Raw genomic sequence first — 24,325 nt, forward strand, 5'->3', positions numbered from 1 at the left:
TTAAAAATGAAAAAAACTTGGCTTGCAGTACTCGTAGGTTCCATTCTCATTGCTGTTTTCGGGTTTGGATTTAATCAAATATTTGCAGATCCGGAAAATGATCCACTTTCCACTCAGGAGGTCATGGAAATAATCAGTGATAGCTACAATGGTGAGGTGGAGAATCTTGAGCTTGAGTATGTGGATGGTCGAATGGTTTATATAGGTTTTATGAAAACATCTCAAGGTGAATATGAAGTGATGGTAGATGCGAAGAGCGGTGCGATACTAGATGTGAAAGCTCTTCAAACGGAGGTAGCATCAGATAAAGAAGATGTAAATACTAATAGCGATCGAGTGGACGATGATAATGGGGGAGAGACGGCGGATCTTCGTGATATCAATGATGATTCTAACGATGATATGACCTCTGATAAGTCTACTAACAAGGTTTCTGATAAAGATGATAAAACGAATACGAGTGATGATAATACGAGATCAGCAACTGTAAACTCTTCTACTAGCAAAGATGACAAGGGATCAAATAGTAAATACATTGGAATAGCAAGAGCGAAGGAGATTGCCCTTGAACAAATTGATGGTGTAATCAAGGAAATTGAACTTGATTCAGATGATGGCATTGTCTATTACGAAATAGAGATGAAAACAGCACAAGGGGAGGCTGAATTGGAAATTCACGCAATTTCTGGTGAAGTATTATCGTTTTCAGTAGATAGTAAAAAGCGCTCAAGCAAGAGTAATGTGTTGGATCTTTCTTCCCTTATAGGCATCGTGGAAGCAAAACGAATTGCCCTAGACAAGGTTGAAGGAACTGTGAAAGAGATTGAATTGGAAAAAGATGATGGTAGAATTTACTATGATATTGAAATAAAAACTTCCAAAGGAGAAGTGGAAATTGAGATAGATGCTAGAACTGGTGAGATTATATCAATTGAATATGATGACTAAAAAATGAGGGAGTGGGTTGCTTTGCGTGATGGGAGCACCCACTTTTTTTCGATACTGTGTGACTAATCCACCTTGGAAAGAGAATGGACTGTGACGATCACCAACCCTAGATTAGTATTTTCACGGGAGACTTCGAAATAAAAGTTTGCTTTTAATTTAGATAAATGGTAAGGTTAATAAGAATTATTTTTGTTCGAGTTTGCAAGGAAGAAAATAAGTTTTAATTTTTCGCCTTTGATATCTCAGTGAGCAATTATAGTATTAAAACGTGGAAAATGATTCCACACCAGGAGGAAAAAGATATGCAACAAGGTACAGTAAAATGGTTTAACTCAGAAAAAGGTTTCGGTTTCATCGAAGTTGAAGGTGGAGATGACGTATTCGTACATTTCTCAGCTATCCAAGGCGAAGGATTCAAAACTTTAGATGAAGGTCAAGCTGTAACATTTGAAGTAGAGCAAGGTCAACGTGGACCTCAAGCTGTTAATGTTAACAAAGCATAATTGACTTTATAAAAAGGGTGTCCCAAAGGTCATTACGATGACTTTAAGGGTACACCCTTTTTTATTTTGTATTATATGATAGAAAAAAGCTGGCAATTTAAGTATGGTCAAGGAGACCAGCCCGAAATTGCCAGCACAAAATGGTACAAGTGTTAAATGGTTATTGCAAGCATACCACACTAACCATTGATTACCTAATAAAATTTTAAATTAGTTTTTTTATGTACATAATATAAGTTCAATTATTTGATCGTTATGACACTGCTTTGCTGTAGGAGTCGCCATTCCATGTTATAATAAATCATTGTGAGGAATATATATAATAAAACTAAATAAGAGGTTCTAGCTTAACCCTCTATAAAAAACTAAGGAACTATATTTTAGTGCCATATCCTTAGGGGGATGGCATTTTTTCATATAAAAAGGAGTAGATAATCTATGAAATCTGAAAAAGCAATTGTTGTTTTTAGTGGTGGCCAAGACAGTACGACATGTCTCTTCTGGGCACTCGAAAACTTTAAGGAAGTAGAAACAGTAACGTTCAATTATAACCAACGGCATAAGTTAGAAATTGATGTTGCAGAAAGCATTGCAAAGGAATTAAATGTGAAGCACACAGTACTTGATATGTCCCTCATTAATCAACTAGCACCAAGTGCATTAACTAGGGATGATATTGAAATTGAAGAGAAGGACGGAGAATTACCTTCTACGTTTGTGGAGGGACGTAACTTGCTATTTCTATCCTTCGCTGCAGTTTTAGCAAAACAAGCAGGTGCGAGGCACATTATCACTGGGGTTTGTGAAACGGACTTTAGTGGTTATCCAGATTGCAGAGATGTTTTTATTAAATCCCTAAATGTTACCCTCAATTTAGCGATGGATCATCAATTTGTGATACATACGCCATTGATGTGGCTTGATAAAGGGGAAACATGGGAAATGGCAGATGAGCTTGGTGCCCTTACATTTATACGGGAGAAAACGCTGACTTGCTACAACGGCGTAATTGCTAATGGGTGTGGAGAATGTCCTGCTTGTGTTTTAAGAAAAAAAGGGTTGGAAACATACCTACAAAGAAAGGGAGACTGACAACATGTTTGGCTTTAGGGTTGTAGAAAAGCTCCAGAAGTTAGGTACTGACATAAAAAAGGAACAATTGAAATATCACTCAAAAAGGGTGTTAGTCAGCAAGGAATTTACGTTTGACGCTGCACATCATCTCCATAGTTACGAGGGAAAATGTAAGAACTTGCATGGCCATACCTATAAGGTGGTATTCGGTATCAGTGGCTTTGTAGATGAAATAGGATTAATGATAGATTTTGGTGAGATAAAAGACATATGGAAGAATGACATTGAGGTTTTCCTCGATCACCGCTATATCAATGAAATGCTCCCGCCAATGAATACGACTGCAGAAAATATGGTTGTTTGGATCTATGAAAAAATGGAAGAGTCCCTGAACAATCGCAAGCAGCTTTCTATTGAACAAGGGGCAAGGGTGGAGTTTGTGAGATTATATGAGACCCCGACAAGCTTTGCAGAAGTGAGACGGGAGTGGATGAACGGTGAGTAAACCAATACCAGTGTTAGAAATTTTCGGACCGACCATTCAAGGAGAAGGAATGGTGATCGGCCGGAAAACAATGTTTGTACGGACAGCAGGGTGCGATTATTCCTGTGATTGGTGTGATTCTGCCTTTACTTGGGACGGGACGGGAAAACCTGATTTAATGTCTGCGGAAAAAATATGGTCCGTTCTCAGTGACATTGGAGAAGATCACTTCTCTCATGTGACAATTTCAGGGGGGAATCCAGCCCTTTTACCACAGCTCTCAAATCTCATTCAAATTTTAAAAGATAATAGAATCAGAATCGGAGTGGAAACACAAGGGAGCAGGTGGCAGGATTGGCTTCTTCATGTAGATGATTTAACTATTTCCCCAAAACCTCCTAGTTCTAAAATGAATACGGATTTAGACGTTCTCGATCAGATCATAGGAAATTTAGTTGATGGGGGACGTTTGAAAAACATAAGTTTAAAGATTGTAATATTTGATGAAGAAGATTTGGAATATGCGAAACAAGTTCATCAAAGATACTCAAAGGTGAATTTATATTTGCAAGTGGGTAATGATGATGTGACGACTGTGGAAGATGATGTTTTAACTCGTCATCTACTCCAACGATATGAGTGGTTGATCAATCAAGTAACAGCAAACTGTGATTGGAATGATGTGAGGGTATTACCACAACTACATACTTTAGTTTGGGGTAACAAGAGGGGAGTATAGGATAGGAGTGAATTCTAAGCTTCTCATCCTCAAATGGTTTGAAATAGTCGAATAAGGGTCAATCATCGCCTACCATTATTATCTCAAATAATATGATTCACAGTTAGCCCATTTAACGTTTATAATAAAACTAGTTATATAAAGTAAAATCTAAATAACATCATAGATTATTTGCATTTATAGAAGTAGAAGAAATGGGGGGATTTTCATGGCATTGAGGCCGTGTCCAGAATGTGGACATAGCGTTTCGAACAAAGCAGAAAGCTGTCCCAATTGTGGTTATCCATTCATTGTAAAGCAAGATTTCTCTGAACCAATATCAGAATATGAAGAAGGGTCAGGGCTTACATTTTGGGGAGTCGTGGGCGCAGTGATTGTCGCAGTGATCATACTATCTATCTTTTAAATTTGATACTTATTGGCGTTTCGGTATTTTTTTATGGGTTTAACAATATAATACTTAAAGACTTGTTCTCACACTTTTTCTTTCATTGGTATTTTAATGATATCTTTGGAGGTGTGATGATAGTCGCGATCACGAATATATGTATATTAATGGGAAAACAATATAAGTTATATTTATATAATTTGAAGCGAATTTTATTATTCACTTTAATCGTTGGGGTATTTTGGGAATATATCACCCCTCTATATTATTCCAGCAGTGTCTCTGATCCATGGGATGTTGTGGCCTATATGTTTGGTGGCGTTTTATATTGGATCGCATCGACAGTGAAAAAATAATACGATTGGATTTTGAGCAAAGAAATCTTTTTTAGGGATAACAATATAAGTTATCCCTATTGTTATCGTTACAATAAGCTGAATATTGAGAATTTTCTTATTTAATATATCTTTTTTGCAGGAATGTGACCTCGATATAGAGAAATAAATAAAAAGGGGTATGAAATAAGCGATCTTTTATTTTATGAGGGAGGGGTATATATGTATAACTTGAAGGAAAAGGAATTAATTTTTGTTTTCACAGGTCCAGACGGTTCAGGTAGGAAAACGGTTTCTAAGTTGGTTGGTAAAAGCACATTGCATATGAAGGGAGTCATTTCTTATACCACTCGTAAACAGCGCCCATATGAAAAAGAAGGGGAAGACTATCATTATGTGAGCCGCGAAGAATTTCAGGAGGCTAAAGCAAGGGGAGAGTTTTTAGAGGACGTTGAAATTCACGGGAACTTATATGGTATTAAGGAGCAGGACGTAAAGGATACTTTTGAGGAAAGTGGCTGTATATACCTTGTTTTAAATCCAGAAGGTGCTGAAATATTAAAGAGATTATATGGCGATAAAGTGATTCGTTTCTTTGTTTATGCTGATCGTGATACTGTCATTGCAAGACAAGAGGAACGTGGTGATGCTTCTGAAGTGATAGATATGCATTTAGCTCACTATGATGAGGATATGGCGTATAGAGATGAATGTGAGCATGTATTTGAAAACTACAAGCTTGACCACATTGCTTTTGAGGTGACGAATACGATTGAGCATTATTTCAGATTAAAGCTTGCAGAAAAAGCAGAAGCTGCAGAAGCTGCTGAAAAGGAAAAACTTTAAAAATTTGCTAGGATAGCCCCGTACAGTTAAACTGTGCGGGGCTTTTTACTGTTACAATAATAAACATTAGGGATAAATGAAACTTATTTTGTGTTGCGAACATCTCCATTATAGGAAGGGGGGAGCCTGTGGGTGCAATAAATAAAGAAAATAGTATTAGCATTGTAGAGCGCCTTAGAAGTAATGAAGAGGACGCGTTGAGAGAATTGATGGACTTATACGGGAATGAACTGGTCCGCACGGCTTTCCTTTTAGTGAAGGACCGGTTTTTAGCAGAAGAGGTTGTTCAAGATACGTTTATCAAAGCATTCCATAAAATTCATCAACTAGAGGAATCTGAAAAACTAAGAAACTGGTTATATATTATGACAGTAAACGGTTGTCGGGAAAAAATGCGTAGTTGGAATTGGAAAAATATATTTTTATCAAAAAGGGAAGATGAATTCCAAAAAATAGAAGGCCAAGAACAATTGCCAGAGGAGGTTCTCCTACAGGCGATGAGGGATGAGGTTTTATATGAAAAAATTCAGGCATTACCTTATAACTACAGAGAAGTGATCGTATTGTATTATTTTCAGGAGCTATCTATAAAGGATATTGCCAATTGGTTAAGCACGAAAGAAAATACAGTCAAAACTCGGTTGGCCCGTGGGCGAAGGCTATTAAAACAGTTTTTCCAGGAAGGAGTGGAGGATCGTGAATAGTAAAGATAGACAAAAAGAGTTGAAAGGGAAACTCGATAAGGAATTAGTGCCAGTTGTATTTAGTGAAAAAAGTAAAGTTGAAGTTCTTTCACTGACACATCCGCAGACACTCCAGGAAAAGTTAAAGGGGTGGTGGAATAAAGACGTAACTATACCATTAATACCAATCGGTGCAGTACTTGTGCTTTTTATTACCGTTGGATCTGTGATGGCCGTGATGGAAAACGATGTAGAAGTTCAACGTTATCTCATAGAAAAAGGTGGTAATTTATATTGGAGTGACATGCTTGAGAGTGGGGGGGACGATCAATGAAAGTAACGATTAAAATGAAGCATCTCGTTCTGGGCATCGGTTTGTTTGCGATCCTGACCCTTGTGTTCTTCGTATATATAACTCCAAAGTTAGATAGTTGGCAGATTGGAAGACAGTTGGCAGCAGGAGAAGTGGAAGAGGGAAAACAAAAAATTGTGGATAGAATCGAAGGCGATGCTCGCAACAAATTAGAGTTAATTGAAGAATATATGATTGCATCTCATTCAGAAGGCTTTGATGTCTATGTTTCTGCGGCGTTTATGAGTAGTTCAGGTGATGCATCTAGACACTTCTTTACACGTGACGAAATGGAACCATATTTATTAATGTATCTGGAAGAAAGTAGACCCACCTTGGAAGGGCATTATATGCGAGCTGCCAGGACACTAATTAACCATTACCGAGGGAAAAGGGATTTAGAGCAAATAATTACTGTCATTGATTTGGCAACACAAAAGTTTGATCAACATGATTGGGATTATCATGAGCTCAAGCTCGAGGAAATAGAAGCTGCAATTGATTTTAGGGAATTCGAAAAAGCTGAGCAACTGATTAGTAAGTATGAAGGGGAAATGGTTGACATATTCTCAGATACTGACCTGCAATTGGCACATTTAAAGGGAGAGCAACTTTTTCGAAAAGGGGATAGGGAAGAAGCGATTGCTTATTTAGAAAAGGTAATTGAGGAACACCAAGATTGGCATGATGACCTATTGGAGGAGATGGAGAGTCACCACGCTGGTGAGGGGGAATACGTCGAGCCAGGCTTAACAGGAAGCCCATATTTTAATGACCTTGTTGATTTGTTAGATCAATTATTAACGTCGAGCCCTGATGACGATTACAGTCAGTCTACAGTGACAGGCAAGGTGAAAAAATCAAATGGGGAACCATTATCTAATGTGCGAGTGGTTCTTCGAGATGCAAGAAAGACGGCAGTTAGTACTATGATAGATGAGCGTTATGATACGGTTACTGATATGGATGGAAGCTTTACGTTTGAAGGAGTGAGTCCTGGCGATTATCACCTGATGCTAGGTCTCTTGTTTGAGCAAGTGGACGGTTGGGCTTGGCCAGTGGAACCGATGGATACGATTATAGTAGAGAATGGTGAGAAAAAGGAAGTTCATGCAGAGCTTACGCCATTAATTGAAACGTATCACCCACGAGATTATGATGTAATAAAAGACGAAGAAATCACATTTTCTTGGGAGGATTACCCAGGTGCTGAGAGCTACACACTTTTTTTAACAAGGGAGCTAAGTGAAGGCGGTAGCGCGTCTAATGTTGTTAAGGGAAATATAGAAGATAGTGAGGTTACCATTCAAGTAGATGATATATATTCACTTGGGGGTGCTTTATTTAGTGAAGAGGAATGGAAGAATAATCTTTACCCAGCTAATTTACTTGGTTTTGCAAACCCAGAAGGATCTTATTCATGGTATGTTCAGGCATATGATGGTGATGGAAAAATAATTGGGCAAAGTAACGGATATCGGCTTCGAGAAGAAACGATGGGCTCCTTACCATTTTTCTACTTGAAGGAGCGGGAATTAACGGAAGCTGATCGTTTATTAATAGATGGAGAGATCGAGAAGGCGTATGACAAATATAAAGAGGCTGCTTTTGGTGGTGATGAGGATATTCACAGCTTGCGGATGCTGACACGTCTGAAGCATATTGAAGGTGAGTGGGGACAGGAAGCAGTTGACAACTTTTTTGCACTCGCTGAAGCCGATCCCAATCCTGAAAACTATCGAACGATTCTTAGATACTATTATGGACTTGGAAATTGGATAGAGGTAATGAATTGGTACGACAAAATACGAGAATTGGAGCCAATCAGAGTGGGCGATTCGAATTATGAAAAAGGAATGTATAGTGTCGCTTTAATAAAGAAAGGGCAATACGATGAGGCTTTGACCTTACTGTACGAAGTAATGGAAAATGATTCATATAACAATTTTGTTGGATATATGTTAGCTTTAGAGCTTTATAATGGAAAAGGCATTGATGAGGTGAAGGAGTTGGCGAAAACTTATCCTGAGCCGCATTATTATGATAATACTGATTGGCGTCCCTATCTTGAAAGATTAGAAAACAGTGATGTAGATCTAGAAACGATTAAGGAAGCTTTGGGCTATTACTTTACTGGTGAGGAAGAGCGTCTTGGAAAAATCGTAGAAGGTAAATCTTCCTTGAGTGAATTTATTAGTAGGTTGGAAGAGATAAGGTAATAGAGGGGGAGAGCTGAAGTCTACCTACGCTATGTTACTTCCTCTTTCATGACGGAAAGAAGACTGAAACCCTTACGAACCAGGATTTCAGTCTTCACTTCCCCAAATACTAGCCAAATCACTTAGCTCATTTAAGTCTCAATGATACGTACATTAGGAAACCGTTAGGAAGCCAAGTAATAAAGGGCTCTGGCATAGATAGCCGTCGCTTTCAAGAGGTCGTCTATCTCCATGTACTCATCCTTTTGATGCGCAGTCATCACTTTACCAGGGAATACAGCTCCGTAAGCGACGCAGTTAGGAAGAAGGCTAGCATAGGTGTTACCTCCACTAGATAGTAACGTGGCTTCTTGCCCAGTTTCCTCCTCATATGCTTGTTGAAGGGCTTTAATCATCGGAGCGTCCCCATCTACGTGGTGGGGGTTCTTGTTTCGAACTTCACCAATGACATATTCATATTCATTAAGGAACTTTCCAATACCATTCTCAATATTTTCAGCCTTGGCACTGACTGGATAACGCAAATTCAATTGGACAAAACCTTTGCCACCTTTTTCATAATGGAAGATAGCAGGATTTACAGTGAGTGGACCCGTAATATCATCTTCATGGTCTATTCCTATATTTTTCCCAAAATGATCTTCATGAAAGCCTTGGTCGATTAAGGCTAAATATTTCTCTGCCCGCTTGTCCAACGATAAGCCCAGGAGAAAATTCGCTAGCTTACAACCTGCGTTGACCCCCTTGAACGGCTCCATACTATGGGAGGAGATTCCGTTTAATGTCAATGTGTGAGAGTCATTACTTGATGTGATATCGCCAGTTAAGCCGTTCTCTTTAACATAGCCTTCGAATTTTTCCCCAACATCACCTAAATCTCCAAGAATAATTGCTTTAGCAGTTTCAGGAACCATATTTGGTCTTGTCCCACCATGGAACGAAAGTAATGTAAATTCTGCAGGAGCTTGTCCAGCTTCAATATGATCTGTTGTCAATTCACATTTCACATGCATTTGTCCTTTTTCAGCATGAATGATTGGGAACATGGCATCTGGTGCAAATCCACCGACTGGCCCACGTTCTATTTCGCGGTATGTCTTCAAGCAACTCATGCCACTTTCTTCATCTGTTCCAAATATGATACGGACATTCCTCTTTAGTGGTAGGTTCAATTCCTTCAACAATTTTACTGCATAAAAGGCCGCCATCGTTGGTCCTTTATCATCAATTGCGCCTCTTGCGTATAATTTTCCGTCCCGAATTTCTGGTTCGAAGGGTGGGGAAGTCCATTTGCCAGTGGCAGGTACTACATCGATGTGAGTGAGTACTGCAATGTGTTCGTCTTCGTTAGAAGGTGTCGCACCTTCTAGCTCTGCGTATCCATAATAACCTTTATAATTCTTGGTGGAAAAACCTTGTTGTGTAGAAAGGTCAAGCATATGCGCAAGTGCCTTTGCAACATTTACCCCCATTGGATTTTCCTCGGACTTCGTATCAGGGTCCTTCGTACTCTCTATTTTTAATAGATCGGTGAGATCAGACAGTAAGTCATCCTTTCGTTTTAGAACTTCTTGATAAAAGTTCATCGGTGCCAACTCCTCACATTAATTATTTTTTCATTATTCATAGTCATTCCCATATTATAACAAAGTGATGATGAATTTAAATCATGATAACAACCTGAAATGTTTAATTGACCCAGGAATATGTGAAAACTTTATTAAAGTTATTGAAAAAAAAAGGTGATGCCAACAAAATAGAAGAAAATATATTCAGAGGCATTTTGTCACGGGAAAACATGTGAAAATATTCACAATTCTAACACCTTTTCTGATTAATTCAATCATATTATGTATTGATGAACACAAACCCTTAAAAGAAAAGAGGTTGTGACAATGAATAAAAAAGTGAAGTTTCTAATGTTTGCAGGTTTACTTGTTTTGTTAATGGCTTGTAGTAGCCAAGGCTCGGCATTAGGTGGTGGAACATCAGCAGATGAACAAATTACGATACGCTTTTCATTTGTGAACGCACCTATGAGTATTAAAGCGTTAGCTGCTAATAAATTCGCAGAATTGGCCTACGAGAAAACGGAAGGACGTGTCAAGGTCGAAGTGTATCCAGGTGCCCAACTTTATGACGATGATGAATCCATCGATGCTATCGTTGGTGGAAATCTTGAAATGATCGCCCCATCTGTCACAAAAATGGTAAGGTTTGATCCACGTTGGCAATATGTTGACATGCCTTTTCTATTTGAAGATGAAGAGCATGTACTAAAATTTTTTGAAAGTGATATCGCGAGAGATCTTTTTCAATCAGAAATTCTAGAAAACAATCATTTAATGGGAATGGTCTTCTGGCAAAATGGTTTTAAGCAATTTACAAGCACGAACAAGCCATTGAGAGCACCTGATGATTTCAAAGGGATGAATTTCAGGGTGCAAGCAGGAAGTGTGCTAGAAGCGACTTATCAGGCGATAGGTGCAGGTACAGCAACACTCTCCTTAGGTGAAACCTATGCCGCTCTCCAGCAAGGTACTGTGGATGGGACAGAAAATACATTTAATAATATTGATACGCAAAATTATGAAGAAGTGCAAGATTACCTCACCGTTAGTAACCATGGAAGAATTGATTGGGCCGTATTCGTCAATAAGCCTTTCTGGGAGTCTATGCCGTCGGAAGTGCGTGAACAAGTAGAGGAGGCCCTATTTGAAGCTACCGATTATATGAACGCAATTGCGCAAGAAGAGAACGATAAAAGTTTTCAAAAAATCAAGGAAGGGGGAAATATTGAAATATTCCAATTAACAGAAAGTCAACGACAAGAATTCCACCAAGCGTTCGATGCTGTTTATGATGAATTTGAATCGATAATAACACGTGAATTGATAGAAGGTATACGTGGCTTAAAATAGACTCTTAGACTTCAGTGGTTAGTAGGGGGGCGGTGGGCATGAAATGGAGCTGGATGAAGAAATGCTGGGCCTTCATTGAAGAAGTGTTGGCAGGTACTTTTATTACAGCAGGAAGCTTCGTCATTTTGTACGGTGTTGTTATGCGATATTTCTTTAATGACCCGAAGGCGTGGGTTGTTGAGGTGTCAACGTATATGATTGTGTGGGGAGTGTTGCTAGGAGCTCCTATTGCATTAAGGAACAACCAACATATCCGAATTGATATTTTGTATGATCGGTTATCTAAATCATCAAAGTATGTAATGGATATTTTTGCAAATGCAGTAGGAGTAATTTTCTGCCTATTTTTCACATACTATGGCCTTTTAATTGTATTAGAAAGATACCCATCAGGCATGGTTTCCATGGATGTAGGTATACCCATGTGGATCGTTTACCTTGTCCTTCCATTTTCAGGACTCTTGTTTCTCCTTCGATATATTGAGAAGCTTGCACTTGCCGTGAATGGAAAGGGGGAGAACTAATGGAGCTTGTTTTGTTATTTTTCCTTTTCTTCTTCCTTGTATTTATGCGAGTACCAGTGGCCATTAGCCTTGCTATAGCGACCAGTCTGTTTTTGTTCCACGACGGATTTAATATGACGATGGTTCCTGTACGAATTTTTTCCTCTTTAACGAGTTTTCCTTTAATGGCCATTCCTGGTTTTATATTAACAGGTGTTATTATGGCTAGGGGTGGTATGTCTAAACAACTTATTGATGCTCTAAAAACATGGGTAGGACATCTTCCAGGTGGCCTTGCTGTTGTTACCATTTTAGCCTGCATGCTATTCAGTGCCATTTCAGGGTCAAGTCCTGCTACAGCTGCTGCCATTGGCTCCATTATGATACCGGCTATGGTTTACGCAGGGTATGAAAAGAAGTACGCCATGGGACTCATTGCGACGGCAGGTACTTTGGGAATTCTCCTACCTCCGAGCATACCTTTAATTATATACGGAATAACGGTTGAAGAATCCATTGGTGAGCTATTTATGGCTGGAATTATTCCTGGGATTCTGCTTGGAGGGGTTTTAATAGTTTCAGCCATTTTTTATGCGAAAAAAAATGGTTTTGGAACCTCTAAAAAGGCTTCGTGGCAAGAAAGAAAGACTGCAACTTACAGAGCAATCTGGGCAGGGTTTTTACCTGTTATTATATTGGGAAGTATATACTCAGGTATGGTTACTCCTACTGAGTCTTCTGTCATTGCAGTAGCCTATGCTGCCCTAGTATCCACGCTAATTAATAGGGGAGCAAGCTTGCATGACATTCGCTACATTCTGATGGAAACAGTCAATATTACATCCATGATTTTTCTTATTATTGGGGCAGCAAAGCTCTTTGGTTTATATCTTGTCCAAGGTCAAATTCCACATATGATTGGAGCTTGGATTGCCCAAAGCGATATGAACAAATGGCTGTTTATTATTATTATCAATATTCTATTTTTCATCATGGGGACCTTTCTTGAATCCTTGTCAATCATTTTAATAACACTACCAATCATATTCCCTATCCTGCTCCATTTTGGGATAGATCCTATTCATTTTGCTATCATTATGATCATTAACATGGAGTTGGCCATGATCACGCCACCTGTTGGTTTGAATTTGTTTGTGGTGAGTGGGATCGCAAAGGATAAGTTAGAAAACGTAATAAGGGGAGTATTACCATTTTTTATACTATTTTTTATTGTGCTAGTAATCATTATTCTTTTTCCACAATTATCACTATGGTTGCCGAGCAAAATGTAATAGGAGGAGAGAGGTCTAGTGTTACTGGGCCCTCCTTTTTTTTGCAAATGTAAACCTCTACCAAAGATTAACTTGAAATATTTTTACAATCCTAGGTTAAAACGAACAGTTCTCCCCACAAGATGTGATAAAATAAATAGTTGGTAAACGGTGATACTGTAAGAAATGATTATTTTAGATACATATTTGTTCATATTTTGTTCATTTATAAATGCTAAGATAAACAACGTTAAATTTTTCAAATGCTTGGTGATAATAATTTCAAATAAAAAATATATTCAAGTAGTAAGTGGGGGGAAAAGAATGAAGATTAACGGAAAGAAATCAATGTTGGGTTTAGTGATGCTACTATTAACCGTTCTTATAATTGGTTGTAATAATGAAACGGACGCATCAGGCGAAGAAAGTAACGCAAATGAGAACGAAGATCCTACTTTTCCAGTAGAGGTGAATGAAGTTCATACAGGTGTATTAACAAGTGAACTTAACGTATCAGGGAATATTATGGCAGCAAAGCATATGCCCGTTATAGCATTTATGAACGCGGAAGTAGTTGCTGTACATGTGGAAAACGGTGATACGGTAGAAAAAGGCGATGTATTAATTGAATTGGATGCAACAGATATGGAATTAAACCTTGCCCAAGCCCAAGCGGGGTTAGACGCAGCTAAAGCGAATTTACAAAGTGCAGAATCTATGAGAGACCAGGGCATTAAGCAGGCAGAAATGCAGTTGAATCAAGCTAGAGATATGTACGATATGGTCAAAGAAGCAAGGGAAAAGGCAGAAAGTATTTCCACCAATAACAGTCAATCATCAGCGGATAGGGAAAAGGGAGAGGAGGGTCTTGATTTTGATATAAGTGCTATAACAGAAGAGATGGAGGCCCTCATGGAAAATCTTCTTGTTAGTAGTACCGCTCCTTCTGAGGCAGATGAAAGACAAGCAAGGACAGCGGTTCGACAAGCTGAAATGGGACTAGAACAGGCCAAAGGTAGTGACCAAATTAAAGCAGCTGAGGCATCTGTTAGACAGGCTGAGATCTCCGTTGAGATGGCCAAGAACCAGCAGTCGAATGCAGTAGTTACGGCACCAATGTCAGGACAGATTACTAATTTTAATGTGGTTGAAGGGGAATTAGTATCTCCTCAAGCACCTATCATGCAGTTAGTACAAATGGATGAGCCAGTTGTGAACATTAGCGTAAATGAATCCTTATTACCTAATATTGAAGTGGGTCAAGAGGTTACGGTTGAAGTACCAACATTCAATCAAAGGTATGAAGGAGTGATCAAGCATATTGGCATTATGCCTGGAGAGCAATCTCGTGCTTATCCAGTAGAGGTTAGTATTTCAGAACCAGAAGATAATTTAAGAGTTGGTATGCATGCTAAAGTAATGATTCATACAGGGAAATCAGCGGAAGAAGTACTTGTACCGATTCGGGCTGTTCTAGAAGAGAATGGTGAACGAGTTGTTTATGTGACAACAGATGGGGAGAGTGCAGAACGCCGAGTTATTTCTATTGGGAATGAATCCTCGGAATGGTATGCAGTGGAACGTGGCTTGGAAGAAGGAGAACTCATTATTGTTAACGGTAATCATCAACTATTTGACGGAGCACTGATCAATGTTAGAAACGGAGATCAATTTAACTTGGGCGAGTAAAAATTGAAGTAGTTCAAGCAACTGAAGCATTAATACGGAGGTACAAAAATGAAACTCATTAAAGAATCAGTGATGCGGCCAGTTGGCGTGATCATTATTGCTCTCGTCATGATAATTTTAGGTGGCGTATCTTTATCTGGATTAAAGGTGGACTTAATGCCTGATTTAGAATTACCTATAGCCGCTGTATCAACACCATATCCTGGAGCTGCACCACAGGAGGTTGAGAATCTCGTTACAAGGCCTTTAGAAGGTGTTTTAACTGCTACAGAAGGACTTTCTACTATTCAGTCCATTTCAACTCAAAATCAATCAGTAATTATATTGATGTATGATTTTAATACGGATTTGGACTCAGTGATGCTGGATTTGCGCGATAGGATTGATATGGTACGACCTACTCTTCCAGACGGGGCGGATGCGCCAAGTGTGATGAGATTTGATCCTAACCAAATGCCAATTATGCAGGTTGGTATTTCAGCAGAAATGGACTTATCTAGGTTAACATACATTGCTGAAGAAAACATCGTTCCACAGATTGAACGGATACCAGGTGTTGCTTCAGTAGGATTAACAGGTGGACAAGAACGTGAAATTTTAGTTGAACCTAACTTATCTGAGTTACAGAGATATGGACTTTCTATTTCCCAGCTAGCTCAAATGATTGGTGGAGAAAATAGAAGTATACCTGCTGGTGAAATCAAACGTGCTGGCCAGGAGATGTCCCTTCGTATTTTGGGTGAATTTCAGTCTGTTGCGGAAATTGAAAATATAAATATTCCACTACAAACAGGGGAAATATTAAAGCTTTCTGATGTAGCAGAAGTGAAGGACACGTTTGTAGAGATGAATTCCTTTGCCTATGTGAACGGGGAGCCTACATTAAGTATGGACATCTCTAAACAGGCAGATGCAAATACGGTAGAGGTATCTGCAGCGGTCTCAGATGAATTAGATAAGATTCAAAGTGAAATATCTCAAAATGTTACACTCACTAAAATTATGGATTCAGCTGAGTTTATTAATGATTCCATCAAAAGTGTTGCATTGAACATGCTTCTTGGGGGAGCGATGGCGATATTTGTTCTCCTACTTTTCTTACGTAGTTTTAGAAGTACATTAATTATTGGATTAGCAATACCTATTGCTGTTATATCAGCATTTACACTCCTTTATTTTGCAGGAGAGACTGTGAATATTATTACACTTGGAGGACTAGCGTTAGGAATTGGTCTCTTGGTGGATAGCTCCATCGTTATTTTAGAAAACATCTATAAATTCCGAGAACAGGGCTATAGTCGAATAGATTCAGCGATTAAAGGGGCATCGGAAGTATCGTCTGCCGTTATTGCGGCTACTCTAACTAGTTTAGTTGTATTCGTTCCGATTGTATTTACTTCTGGTATTGCTGCAGAGTTATTTATTCCTCTTGCATTAACGGTAGGTTTTACGCTTGTTGCTGCCCTAGTTGTGGCATTAACTTTAGTACCTATGCTAGCAAGACTTTTACTACCTGAGCTGAAAGATAAGGAAGAATCTAGAGGCTTACGAAAAATCGGCGACAAAATTGGAAATGGTCTTGATAGCTTAAATCGTGGCTATCGACGAGTTCTAAAATGGTCCATTAATCATAAGAAGACCATTGTTTTCGGAACGCTGCTTTTATTAGTTGCCAGCCTTGGAACGGTGCGCTTTGTTGGAGTAGAATTCATCCCTTCCTTTGATCAGGGAGAAATTGCAGCCAGCTTTGAAGCGCCTTCAGGAACAAGTTTTGAAGAAACAAGGGAATCATTAAGCAAAGTGGAAGAGTTTCTCCTTGAAACAGGAGCTACGGAAGTGGTAAATACTTCTATTGGTGGCGGCGGTATGATGGGTATGGGTGGTCCTGCTGATACGAATTCAGGGGATATTTATGTACGCATGCTCCCATCAAATGAAAGGGACATTACATCAAATCAGCTTATAAATGACTTAACAGAATTCGGGGAAACATTACCAGATTTTGATATAGATGTATGGGCATTTGAAAGTGACGGAATGGGTGGTAATCCCATCGATATTGAGGTAAGAGGGGACGATTTTGAAACCTTAAACCTTATTGCTGATGATATTAGAGATATTATTAGTGAAGTACCTGGTACGGCAAATGTAACCCATTCTATGGGCGAAACAAGACCCGAAATGCAGCTTCATATAGACCGTGACTTAGCATTGCAGTATGGATTAACTTATGCAGGAATCATGGACACGGTAAGAAGTAGTGTGAGTGGGCAAGTTGCCTCACTTATGCGTACAGAAGGACAGGAAGTGAGCATTACTGTTATTTTGCCTAGGGAATATCGGGAAAATTATAACCAATTACAGAATCTCCCACTAATGACCCAAACTGGTGATACTGTACTATTATCTTCAGTAGCGGAGTTTGTTCAAGCGGAAGGACCGAATACGATTAACCGCCAGGATCAAAGCCGAGGGGTTTCTATAACTGGGGATATTATGGAACGAGATTTAGGTAGTGTGATAGCTGATATTGAAGCTGAACTTGATCAATATGTCTTCCCAGAAGGATATGATTTCAACACTGGTGGAGAATATGAGCAGATGATGGATACCTTTAGTGATCTAGCTCTTGCCTTAGGTTTAGCTATTTTCCTTGTATATGCAGTCATGGCCTTCCAGTTTGAAAAAGTCCTTTATCCATTTATCGTGATGTTTAGTTTACCAGCTACATTTATTGGTATTATGGCAGGATTCCTCATTACAGGGAGACCATTAAGCGCACCAGCTTTCATTGGTATAATCATGCTTGCTGGTATAGTTGTTAACAACGCCATCGTATTGGTGGACTATATTAATAAATTGCGAGATCGTGGCTTATCCCGTGACGAGGCGATTTTAGAAGCAGGACCAGTGAGGTTACGTCCTATTTTAATGACGATGCTTACGACCGTATTGGCTATGACACCTCTTGCGATTGGTATAGGAGAGGGAGCAGAGCTACAAGCACCAATGGCTACAGTTGTGGTATTTGGTCTAGCCTTCTCAACTGTCATAACACTTGTACTGGTTCCAGTTGTTTATATTTACACGGATCAATTTACAGAGTGGTGGAAAGGTTTATTCAATCGCGATGGTCGTGGAAAAAATAAAGAAGATGATAATAAATTGATCGAGGATCCAGAAGAAAGTTAATGAAGTGAATACTGAATAAATGATGAAAAGGAAGAGGCTGTCCCTAAAGGTCATAGATAATGACTTTAGAGGGAAAGCCTCTTTTTTTTGATTTTTCGCAATGGTTTCGGGTAATTGAACACGATTTATTTTACCTTTACCGTGGTCCGTCATCGACTTCGAGTAATTAAAACTTAGTTTATCTTACCTTTACGGTGTTCCGTTATCGGCTTCGGGGAAATAAATGCGATTTATTTTACCTTTACAAGGATCGCTCAATCGCTTCGGGGTTCTAATTCTTATTAATACTTCCCGAAGCCACTCGCACTTGAGCGTCTTGGGTTCTATATAAATCAAAGTATCTTCAAAGAAAAAAGAGTGCCTTAATTTTTATTTAAGTAGTTCCGTTCGTGAGGAGAAAAATACAAATATAACCTTAATTCCTAGTCCAAATAGATAGCTAATTATACTAGGAGTTTTTATTGATATAACAAGGTATTCCCTTAATTTAGTCTCTAATTGAACTCCAAATATCGCACTAAAAAACAACAGACTATTACTCATTATTCAATAATTATTTTGTATGTTAAAGTAACTACTATTTGCCTATCTAAAATAGAGTTGAATTAGGTTGAACTTGAGTAACCAGAAATGAGTTGCGTAAATAAGTGGAGAAATTCCGCTTATTTATAAATTAGCAACAAAAATCACTGGAATAGAAGGAGAAATTCCGGCTATTTATTAAAAAGTGGTGAAAATAAGCCATTTTACTTTGCTTAAAGGGAAAAACTCCGTTTATTTAACAAGAACCAAACGCAATCCTGGAGCATAAGCGGAAATACTCCGCTTATTTCAAAATTTCACTACCACCCCTCAATAAATCATCCTCCCACCACCGCAATATTAAAATGAGGGAGTTTAAGAACATTTTTCATAGTATTAATCTATAATAAAAACCGAGACAATTTCACATAGTGAAAAGGTCTCGGTTTTGCTGTACCATTTTTAGTTTTCTCCATCTAAACGGAACTACTTAAATTTTTTATTAGGGCACTCTCTTTCTCCTCGAATATGAGCGTTTATCTCTTGGTCCTTCATACTTAAATGGAAAGGCTGATTTCTCCATCCTCACTTATTTCAACTGTACTGTAGCTTTCAAATGTTTCTGGATTTGTAATTTCATGCTCCCCTAGCCTACCAAAGCTGTCCATATACTGTTGATACGCCTCAACGTCCTTAATAATGTGATAATAATACACTTTTTTCCCACCAGTTTCATCGGTACTTTTTAAGGAAAAACAATCATGGAATTGCTCTTTAAACCACTCTCTTGCCTGATCGTGATTTTCAAAATCAGGCATATCAGTACTGATTTCTGTAAGGTTAAACTTCATTGTAACCACTCCTCAGTCAATACTATTTTCTAAACCTATGATGTCCTGAAATATGTCTGTCAATCCATAAAATGTAACAAATATGTAAATTATAAAACAGTACCTTGTAATGAACAATAGTATATGGTAAACTTTTACTGTAGAAATAAACATAACTAGGTACTGTTCATTATATAGTAGTGGGTGTTAGGGTATTTTGGGAGGTGTTAACAAGGTGAATATTCAATTTAAAAAAGGAGTTTTAGAGCTTTGTGTACTCGTATTATTAAATAAAAAGGACCACTATGGCTACGAGTTAGTACAAAAAATATCAGAAAAATTTGCTATTTCAGAAGGGTCTGTCTATCCATTGTTACGCAGATTAACAAAGGAGGGTTACTTTACAACTTATTTAAAGGAGTCGATTGAAGGACCGTCACGTAAATATTATCACTTAACACCTGAGGGGAAAGTCTATCTTGAAAAGTTGTATCAGGAGTGGAAAGATTTTTCTATTGGGGTAAATCAATTGATTAAAGAAGGTGTTGAAAATGACTAGACAACAGTTTTTAGAAGAATTAAGGGAAGTTTTGTCTATGCTTCCCAACAAAGAACGTGAAGAAATCATGGCTGACTTTGAGGAGCATTTTGAAAATGGACTAGAAGCTGGGAAAAGGGAAGATGAAATATGTGAAGCACTTGGAAAGCCTCAGCAGATTGGGAAGGAACTTGCTGCGAGTTATCATCTTGAAAGGGCGGAAACAACCGTTTCGCCAGGAAACATTTTCCGAGCTGTTTGGGCAATTATAGGACTTGGATTTTTCAATTTAGTCATAGTTCTTGGACCTTTTATTGCTGTATTAGGAATCATTTTTGCTGGTTGGGTGACAGGATTAGCCTTCACAGTATCGCCAGTGTTACTAATTTTTAACTATATTATATCACCTGATGCATTTCTTCTATTTGAGTTTTTCTTTTCGTTGATTCTGAGCGGAGTTGGTATTTTCCTTTCTATTGCGATGTATTTCGTAACACGTTTTATAATTAATGGATTTATCAAATATTTATCTTACAATATGCGTCTAGTAAAAGGAGGTTTCAAGAATGCATAGATTCAGAATGTTGTTTATTGTAGGTGGAGTTTTGCTGGCTATTGGCCTTGTTGGTAGCTTAATGACATCTGGTTCGATGGCGACTTCTCATTCTGTTATAGAAGAGATTGTTGAACAGGAGGTAGATGACATTTATGTTTATTCCAATAATACACGGATAAACATATATCCTACTGACGAATCTACTATTAAAGTAGAATTTCAAGGAGACGTATCCAGACATCAATTAACTACGGAAGTTGAGGGAGCTTCTTTAAGTGTTCGATTAGAAGGTAAGAACCGATTGAAGTTTATTGACCTTAATTTGTTCTCTAAGCCTCAAGAATTATCGGTATTTGTTCCTGAAAGAATCTATAAGTCAGTGGAACTAGATACAAGGAATGGTAGAATTCAAGTATCAAATGTAGAAGCAGAGAACTTTCAAGTGAAGACAAATAACGGTCGCATTGAAATGAATGATATTACTAGTACGAGCATAAAGGGTTCCTCAGATAATGGAAGAATTGACCTTAGGAATGTTTCAGCTTCTAGCTTGGAAGTTCATACTCATAATGGAAGAATTGAATTGGATGGCGTACTTGGAGATATAAAGGCATCTTCAAATAATGGTAGATTAACTTTATATACGGAGAAACTGGATAGAAACATAGAATTAGAAACACATAATGGACGAATCACAATTGAAACGGAAGAGGAACCAACCAATGTTATATATGATGTGAAAACGAATAATGGATCAATTAGTATTATGGGAAGTAGTAATTGGGACACGTTGGTTGGGGACGGAGACCATATCGTTAAATTAACTTCAAGAAATGGAAGTATAACTGTAGAGTAATATGGCGAAGTATATTTCAGAAGTAAAAAATTTGAGTTACTAAGATGTTAAAAACACTTTGTGTCCAACCTCCTTTCTTTTTTTGGGAAAATCTATTTATTCTATTGACTCTCACGTTACGTGATACTTTAAAGTAATGAATGAGGAGGGGAAACAAGGTGTTAAAGGTAAAAGAGGTATCAGAACTAATTGGAATTAGTGTGCGCACACTACATCATTATGATGAGATAGGACTCCTCAGTCCCGAAAAGATGTCGGGTTCTGGGTATCGACTATATACAGATACTGACCTGGAAATGCTGCAGCAAATATTATTTTTCAAAGAGCTAGGTTTCCCTCTTAAAAGAATCAAGGATATTATCAATCAGCCAAGTTTTAATCGAAAAGAAGCTTTGGAAACACAACGGAAAATGCTATTAGAAAAGAAAAAAAGACTAAATCAAATGCTAACTCTGATTGATAAAACCTTGAAACATGAGAAAGGAGAATTAGAATTGTCTAATAAAGAACGCTTTGAGGGCTTTGACTTTAGTAAAAACCCATATGAAGAAGAGGCGCGAGAACGGTGGGGGAATGAGGCAGTTGATAAATCTAAGAAGAAGGTTTCCAGTATGTCTACTAGTGAACAAAAGGAAATGGAAGGAAAAATGAACGCGATTTATCGTAGGCTCGCTGAACTGCGTGATTCTTCCCCAACCTCCGAAGAATCACAGGAAGCGATTAAGGAATGGTATGATTTCTTGAATAGTAATTTCGGACATCAATATTCCTACGAGGCTTTTAAAGGCTTAGGGCAAATGTATGTAGCAGACGAGAGATTCACTAAAAATATTGACCAATTTGGTGAAGGACTTGCAAAATTTATGTCAGAAGCTATGACCGCTTTTGCTGATAAAAATAAATAATGAGTGCTAAGCATCCCTTACATTGAGGGGTGCTTTTTTGTTTCAATAATCAGCTTTGAGAACGAAAAGATGCAAAAAAAATTATACTTTTGGATACCTTACATCGATGCTGTTGTGTGGTATGTTTTATGTTGACTTCGAAGAATAATTTCCTGGATAACGAAAAGGATGGTGGCAGCATGAGTAAGATAATGACATTTTTGGCCAGTATATTGTTGTTAATGACGGTAGCATGTAGTAATGAGAATAATGTGCAAGAAGATTTGTCGCAAGAAGATTCAAACCAAGGTGAGGAAATAAATGATGAAGCAGATGAGTCTGTGGAGGACGAGGGTGAAAAGGAAGAGGAATTGGAGGAAACGGCGTCCACAGATAATATGGAAGAAGATACAGAGAGTGAAGAAGAAGTAGGGGAGTCCGAAGATGGATCTCGAGATGTAAATGAAGATACATCTGTCTTCAGTGATGATCTTGATGCAGAAAATCTACTACGCCAGTCAGCATTTGCAATGGAAGAGATTGATAGTTTGCTCACTGAAGGGGAATTTACAGTAACCACGACAATTGATGGGATAGAGGAAAGGGAAGAAATAGCTATTAAGATGATTTTAATACTGTCTAGTGAATTGCCAATGCTACATGTGGAGACGAGTCAAATAGCCAATGGTGATGACCTCGGAAATATAGATATGTATGCATTAGAAGATGTTGTTTATATAGTGGATCATTATACGGACGAGTGGTATAAAATGCCTTTTGATAATGATATGGCAGAGATCCACAATATGTTTAATACGATAGAAACGGACGAACTTGATCATTACGCGAATATTGGGGAGACATTTCAAGTGCTCGATCAAGGAGACCACTACGCTTTAATATTTGAAGAAGAAGGGAATGCTTTTCAATCATTTCTAACTGGCTCAACAGCTGTGGATATAGAGAGCGATTGGATATTTGATGTTTACGGTGAGTTAGAAGGTTGGGGGAAATATGAAATCTTGATTCAAAAGGAAACATTCTACTTTTTAGGTTATAACCTAGAATTTGAACTTGCTTCTTCAGATGGTGGAATGGGCAATATGGAGACATATTATAAAGCAGGATATACCTATTCTAATTTTGATGAGTATGATGAGATTGTTGTTCCAGAGGAAGTACTGGAAAAAGCAGAATCTATATTTGAATTTTAAAAAGCTTTTCTGAGGGGATTGAGGTTGGTAACTTAGAAAAGTGTTCGCGCGCTGATTATTATCTTATGTAACAGAGGCTTGGACAAAAGTGTTTTAACATTTGAGAAATGTTTGTTTTTCTTTTTAAACACTTGTTATGTCCCAGCCTCTTCTAACTCAGACGTCATATTTATCTGTAATTTTTCCAGCGATACCGTAAAACAACAGCTTCATAATATCCTCAGTTAAGGGTAATATCTGTGAATAAACTTCTTCCTTCTGTGAGTATTCTTTAATCATGTGGATATAAAATAAAATGGCTTCATTGGATACTTCAGGGTCAACGTACCCATCCTCTTTCCCTTGGTTAAATAACTCCATAAGCTTTGGCATCGATTTTTTCTTGTAAAAATCCTCGATATAACTCATTCCATTGGCATATTCTTTCATAAAGTAGAGATAAAAATCCTCATGTATGTTTTCGGCTGCTTGCTTTTTATTAAAAATTAATTTCTTAATTTTTTCAGGAAAAGGAATATCACTATCAAGTACTTTTTCACCCTCTTCCCATGCTTTATCAATGTAATAAATAATTGATTCATGCACTAAATTATCTTTGCTTTCGAAATAATTGTATATCGTAACTTGTGATACTTTTGCTTTATCAGCAATTTCAGTTATAGAAACCTTCTGTACCCCAAAGTTCATGAATAAATCTAATGCAGCTTCTAAAATCTCCTTTTTTTTCAGCTCCCGTCGGCGTTGAAATCCGTCCATTTTGCGTTCACCTCTTCTTTAG

The 24,325-nt window shown here is 38.0% G+C and carries 24 protein-coding genes and 1 riboswitch; of the genes, 21 read left to right on the forward strand and 3 right to left on the reverse strand.

The window, feature by feature from the left end:
- The first annotated feature begins 6 nt into the window (after window positions 1–6).
- From BW724_RS04760 to BW724_RS04810, 11 genes are all read left to right on the forward strand, one after another.
- Window positions 7–948, forward strand: a complete 942-nt coding sequence (locus BW724_RS04760) for a PepSY domain-containing protein (protein ID WP_088074050.1) — start codon at window positions 7–9, stop codon at window positions 946–948.
- A 302-nt stretch (window positions 949–1,250) separates the two neighbouring features.
- Complete coding sequence (locus tag BW724_RS04765) at window positions 1,251–1,451, forward strand: cold-shock protein (protein ID WP_088074052.1); 201 nt, start codon at window positions 1,251–1,253, stop codon at window positions 1,449–1,451.
- A 330-nt stretch (window positions 1,452–1,781) separates the two neighbouring features.
- A riboswitch (PreQ1 riboswitch) is annotated at window positions 1,782–1,826 on the forward strand.
- A gap of 63 nt (window positions 1,827–1,889) precedes the next feature.
- Window positions 1,890–2,543: a 7-cyano-7-deazaguanine synthase QueC gene (queC, locus tag BW724_RS04770; protein WP_088074054.1), complete on the forward strand. Its 654-nt coding sequence runs from the start codon at window positions 1,890–1,892 to the stop codon at window positions 2,541–2,543.
- 4 nt (window positions 2,544–2,547) lie between these two features.
- Complete coding sequence (gene queD / locus BW724_RS04775; RefSeq protein WP_088074056.1) at window positions 2,548–3,030, forward strand: 6-carboxytetrahydropterin synthase QueD; 483 nt, start codon at window positions 2,548–2,550, stop codon at window positions 3,028–3,030.
- On the forward strand, window positions 3,023–3,748 hold the full coding sequence (queE, locus tag BW724_RS04780; RefSeq protein WP_088074057.1) for a 7-carboxy-7-deazaguanine synthase QueE: 726 nt from the start codon (window positions 3,023–3,025) through the stop codon (window positions 3,746–3,748). Before queD ends, queE begins: the two co-directional genes overlap by 8 nt.
- A 208-nt stretch (window positions 3,749–3,956) precedes the next feature.
- Window positions 3,957–4,154, forward strand: a complete 198-nt coding sequence (locus BW724_RS04785; protein WP_088074058.1) for a zinc ribbon domain-containing protein — start codon at window positions 3,957–3,959, stop codon at window positions 4,152–4,154.
- 116 nt (window positions 4,155–4,270) lie between these two features.
- A complete protein-coding gene (locus BW724_RS04790) occupies window positions 4,271–4,492 on the forward strand; it encodes a hypothetical protein (RefSeq protein WP_088074059.1) in 222 nt (73 codons plus the stop codon).
- A gap of 201 nt (window positions 4,493–4,693) precedes the next feature.
- Window positions 4,694–5,317: a guanylate kinase gene (locus BW724_RS04795; RefSeq protein WP_088074060.1), complete on the forward strand. Its 624-nt coding sequence runs from the start codon at window positions 4,694–4,696 to the stop codon at window positions 5,315–5,317.
- A 128-nt stretch (window positions 5,318–5,445) separates the two neighbouring features.
- Complete coding sequence (locus tag BW724_RS04800) at window positions 5,446–6,021, forward strand: sigma-70 family RNA polymerase sigma factor (RefSeq protein WP_235848897.1); 576 nt, start codon at window positions 5,446–5,448, stop codon at window positions 6,019–6,021.
- The gene (locus BW724_RS04805) at window positions 6,014–6,334 is read left to right on the forward strand and encodes a hypothetical protein (protein ID WP_088074061.1); all 321 of its coding nucleotides are present in this window, start codon (window positions 6,014–6,016) and stop codon (window positions 6,332–6,334) included. Before BW724_RS04800 ends, BW724_RS04805 begins: the two co-directional genes overlap by 8 nt.
- Window positions 6,331–8,571 (forward strand): carboxypeptidase-like regulatory domain-containing protein, encoded by a 2,241-nt coding sequence (locus tag BW724_RS04810; protein WP_088074062.1) that lies wholly within the window; start codon window positions 6,331–6,333, stop codon window positions 8,569–8,571. Before BW724_RS04805 ends, BW724_RS04810 begins: the two co-directional genes overlap by 4 nt.
- A gap of 164 nt (window positions 8,572–8,735) precedes the next feature.
- Here the strand turns inward: BW724_RS04810 and pepV are convergent, their stop codons facing one another.
- Window positions 8,736–10,157, reverse strand: a complete 1,422-nt coding sequence (gene pepV, locus BW724_RS04815; RefSeq protein ID WP_088074063.1) for a dipeptidase PepV — start codon at window positions 10,155–10,157, stop codon at window positions 8,736–8,738.
- A gap of 309 nt (window positions 10,158–10,466) precedes the next feature.
- On the opposite strand from pepV, the gene BW724_RS04820 reads away from it, so the two are divergent.
- From BW724_RS04820 to BW724_RS04840, 5 genes are all read left to right on the forward strand, one after another.
- Window positions 10,467–11,492: a DctP family TRAP transporter solute-binding subunit gene (locus BW724_RS04820; protein ID WP_088074064.1), complete on the forward strand. Its 1,026-nt coding sequence runs from the start codon at window positions 10,467–10,469 to the stop codon at window positions 11,490–11,492.
- A gap of 38 nt (window positions 11,493–11,530) precedes the next feature.
- Window positions 11,531–12,016, forward strand: coding sequence for a TRAP transporter small permease (locus tag BW724_RS04825; protein WP_235848898.1), 486 nt, complete (start codon window positions 11,531–11,533; stop codon window positions 12,014–12,016).
- The gene (locus BW724_RS04830; RefSeq protein ID WP_088074065.1) at window positions 12,016–13,287 is read left to right on the forward strand and encodes a TRAP transporter large permease; all 1,272 of its coding nucleotides are present in this window, start codon (window positions 12,016–12,018) and stop codon (window positions 13,285–13,287) included. The genes BW724_RS04825 and BW724_RS04830 overlap by 1 nt, the downstream gene beginning before the upstream one ends.
- Before the next feature lie 303 nt (window positions 13,288–13,590).
- Window positions 13,591–14,955, forward strand: a complete 1,365-nt coding sequence (locus tag BW724_RS04835; protein ID WP_176371298.1) for an efflux RND transporter periplasmic adaptor subunit — start codon at window positions 13,591–13,593, stop codon at window positions 14,953–14,955.
- A 48-nt stretch (window positions 14,956–15,003) separates the two neighbouring features.
- Window positions 15,004–18,147 carry an efflux RND transporter permease subunit gene (locus BW724_RS04840; protein ID WP_088074067.1) on the forward strand — a complete coding sequence of 1,048 codons (3,144 nt, stop codon included), beginning with the start codon at window positions 15,004–15,006 and terminating at the stop codon, window positions 18,145–18,147.
- Window positions 18,148–19,226: 1,079 nt separating this feature from the next.
- Here the strand turns inward: BW724_RS04840 and BW724_RS04845 are convergent.
- On the reverse strand, window positions 19,227–19,520 hold the full coding sequence (locus BW724_RS04845; protein ID WP_088074068.1) for a hypothetical protein: 294 nt from the start codon (window positions 19,518–19,520) through the stop codon (window positions 19,227–19,229).
- Between the two features lie 214 nt (window positions 19,521–19,734).
- Here BW724_RS04845 and BW724_RS04850 point away from each other — a divergent pair, with 214 nt between their 5' ends.
- From BW724_RS04850 to BW724_RS04870, 5 genes are all read left to right on the forward strand, one after another.
- A complete protein-coding gene (locus BW724_RS04850) occupies window positions 19,735–20,058 on the forward strand; it encodes a PadR family transcriptional regulator (protein ID WP_088074070.1) in 324 nt (107 codons plus the stop codon).
- Entirely contained in the window at window positions 20,051–20,611 is a 561-nt protein-coding gene (locus BW724_RS04855) for an HAAS signaling domain-containing protein (protein WP_088074072.1), read from the forward strand. Before BW724_RS04850 ends, BW724_RS04855 begins: the two co-directional genes overlap by 8 nt.
- Complete coding sequence (locus BW724_RS04860; RefSeq protein WP_088074074.1) at window positions 20,604–21,449, forward strand: DUF4097 family beta strand repeat-containing protein; 846 nt, start codon at window positions 20,604–20,606, stop codon at window positions 21,447–21,449. Before BW724_RS04855 ends, BW724_RS04860 begins: the two co-directional genes overlap by 8 nt.
- A gap of 158 nt (window positions 21,450–21,607) precedes the next feature.
- Window positions 21,608–22,354: a MerR family transcriptional regulator gene (locus tag BW724_RS04865; RefSeq protein WP_235848899.1), complete on the forward strand. Its 747-nt coding sequence runs from the start codon at window positions 21,608–21,610 to the stop codon at window positions 22,352–22,354.
- A gap of 179 nt (window positions 22,355–22,533) precedes the next feature.
- Window positions 22,534–23,547, forward strand: coding sequence for a DUF6612 family protein (locus BW724_RS04870; RefSeq protein ID WP_088074078.1), 1,014 nt, complete (start codon window positions 22,534–22,536; stop codon window positions 23,545–23,547).
- Between the two features lie 156 nt (window positions 23,548–23,703).
- Here BW724_RS04870 and BW724_RS04875 read toward each other — a convergent pair whose 3' ends face one another.
- A complete protein-coding gene (locus BW724_RS04875; RefSeq protein ID WP_088074080.1) occupies window positions 23,704–24,303 on the reverse strand; it encodes a TetR/AcrR family transcriptional regulator in 600 nt (199 codons plus the stop codon).
- Between the last annotated feature and the right edge of the window lie 22 nt (window positions 24,304–24,325).

Source organism: Litchfieldia alkalitelluris (assembly GCF_002153425.1).
In the GTDB taxonomy this organism is placed as follows: domain Bacteria; phylum Bacillota; class Bacilli; order Bacillales; family Salisediminibacteriaceae; genus Evansella; species Evansella alkalicola.

What these genes read in the sequence shown, in the direction of transcription:
- BW724_RS04760 (WP_088074050.1), top strand. Translation starts at nt 7, where the DNA reads ATGAAAAAAACTTGGCTTGCAGTACTCGTAGGTTCCATTCTCATTGCT.
- BW724_RS04765 (WP_088074052.1), top strand. Translation starts at nt 1,251, where the DNA reads ATGCAACAAGGTACAGTAAAATGGTTTAACTCAGAAAAAGGTTTCGGT.
- queC (WP_088074054.1), top strand. Translation starts at nt 1,890, where the DNA reads ATGAAATCTGAAAAAGCAATTGTTGTTTTTAGTGGTGGCCAAGACAGT.
- queD (WP_088074056.1), top strand. Translation starts at nt 2,548, where the DNA reads ATGTTTGGCTTTAGGGTTGTAGAAAAGCTCCAGAAGTTAGGTACTGAC.
- BW724_RS04785 (WP_088074058.1), top strand. Translation starts at nt 3,957, where the DNA reads ATGGCATTGAGGCCGTGTCCAGAATGTGGACATAGCGTTTCGAACAAA.
- BW724_RS04790 (WP_088074059.1), top strand. Translation starts at nt 4,271, where the DNA reads ATGATAGTCGCGATCACGAATATATGTATATTAATGGGAAAACAATAT.
- BW724_RS04795 (WP_088074060.1), top strand. Translation starts at nt 4,694, where the DNA reads ATGTATAACTTGAAGGAAAAGGAATTAATTTTTGTTTTCACAGGTCCA.
- BW724_RS04810 (WP_088074062.1), top strand. Translation starts at nt 6,331, where the DNA reads ATGAAAGTAACGATTAAAATGAAGCATCTCGTTCTGGGCATCGGTTTG.
- pepV (WP_088074063.1), bottom strand. Translation starts at nt 10,157, where the DNA reads ATGAACTTTTATCAAGAAGTTCTAAAACGAAAGGATGACTTACTGTCT.
- BW724_RS04820 (WP_088074064.1), top strand. Translation starts at nt 10,467, where the DNA reads ATGAATAAAAAAGTGAAGTTTCTAATGTTTGCAGGTTTACTTGTTTTG.
- BW724_RS04825 (WP_235848898.1), top strand. Translation starts at nt 11,531, where the DNA reads ATGAAATGGAGCTGGATGAAGAAATGCTGGGCCTTCATTGAAGAAGTG.
- BW724_RS04830 (WP_088074065.1), top strand. Translation starts at nt 12,016, where the DNA reads ATGGAGCTTGTTTTGTTATTTTTCCTTTTCTTCTTCCTTGTATTTATG.
- BW724_RS04835 (WP_176371298.1), top strand. Translation starts at nt 13,591, where the DNA reads ATGAAGATTAACGGAAAGAAATCAATGTTGGGTTTAGTGATGCTACTA.
- BW724_RS04840 (WP_088074067.1), top strand. Translation starts at nt 15,004, where the DNA reads ATGAAACTCATTAAAGAATCAGTGATGCGGCCAGTTGGCGTGATCATT.
- BW724_RS04845 (WP_088074068.1), bottom strand. Translation starts at nt 19,520, where the DNA reads ATGAAGTTTAACCTTACAGAAATCAGTACTGATATGCCTGATTTTGAA.
- BW724_RS04855 (WP_088074072.1), top strand. Translation starts at nt 20,051, where the DNA reads ATGACTAGACAACAGTTTTTAGAAGAATTAAGGGAAGTTTTGTCTATG.
- BW724_RS04860 (WP_088074074.1), top strand. Translation starts at nt 20,604, where the DNA reads ATGCATAGATTCAGAATGTTGTTTATTGTAGGTGGAGTTTTGCTGGCT.
- BW724_RS04870 (WP_088074078.1), top strand. Translation starts at nt 22,534, where the DNA reads ATGAGTAAGATAATGACATTTTTGGCCAGTATATTGTTGTTAATGACG.
- BW724_RS04875 (WP_088074080.1), bottom strand. Translation starts at nt 24,303, where the DNA reads ATGGACGGATTTCAACGCCGACGGGAGCTGAAAAAAAAGGAGATTTTA.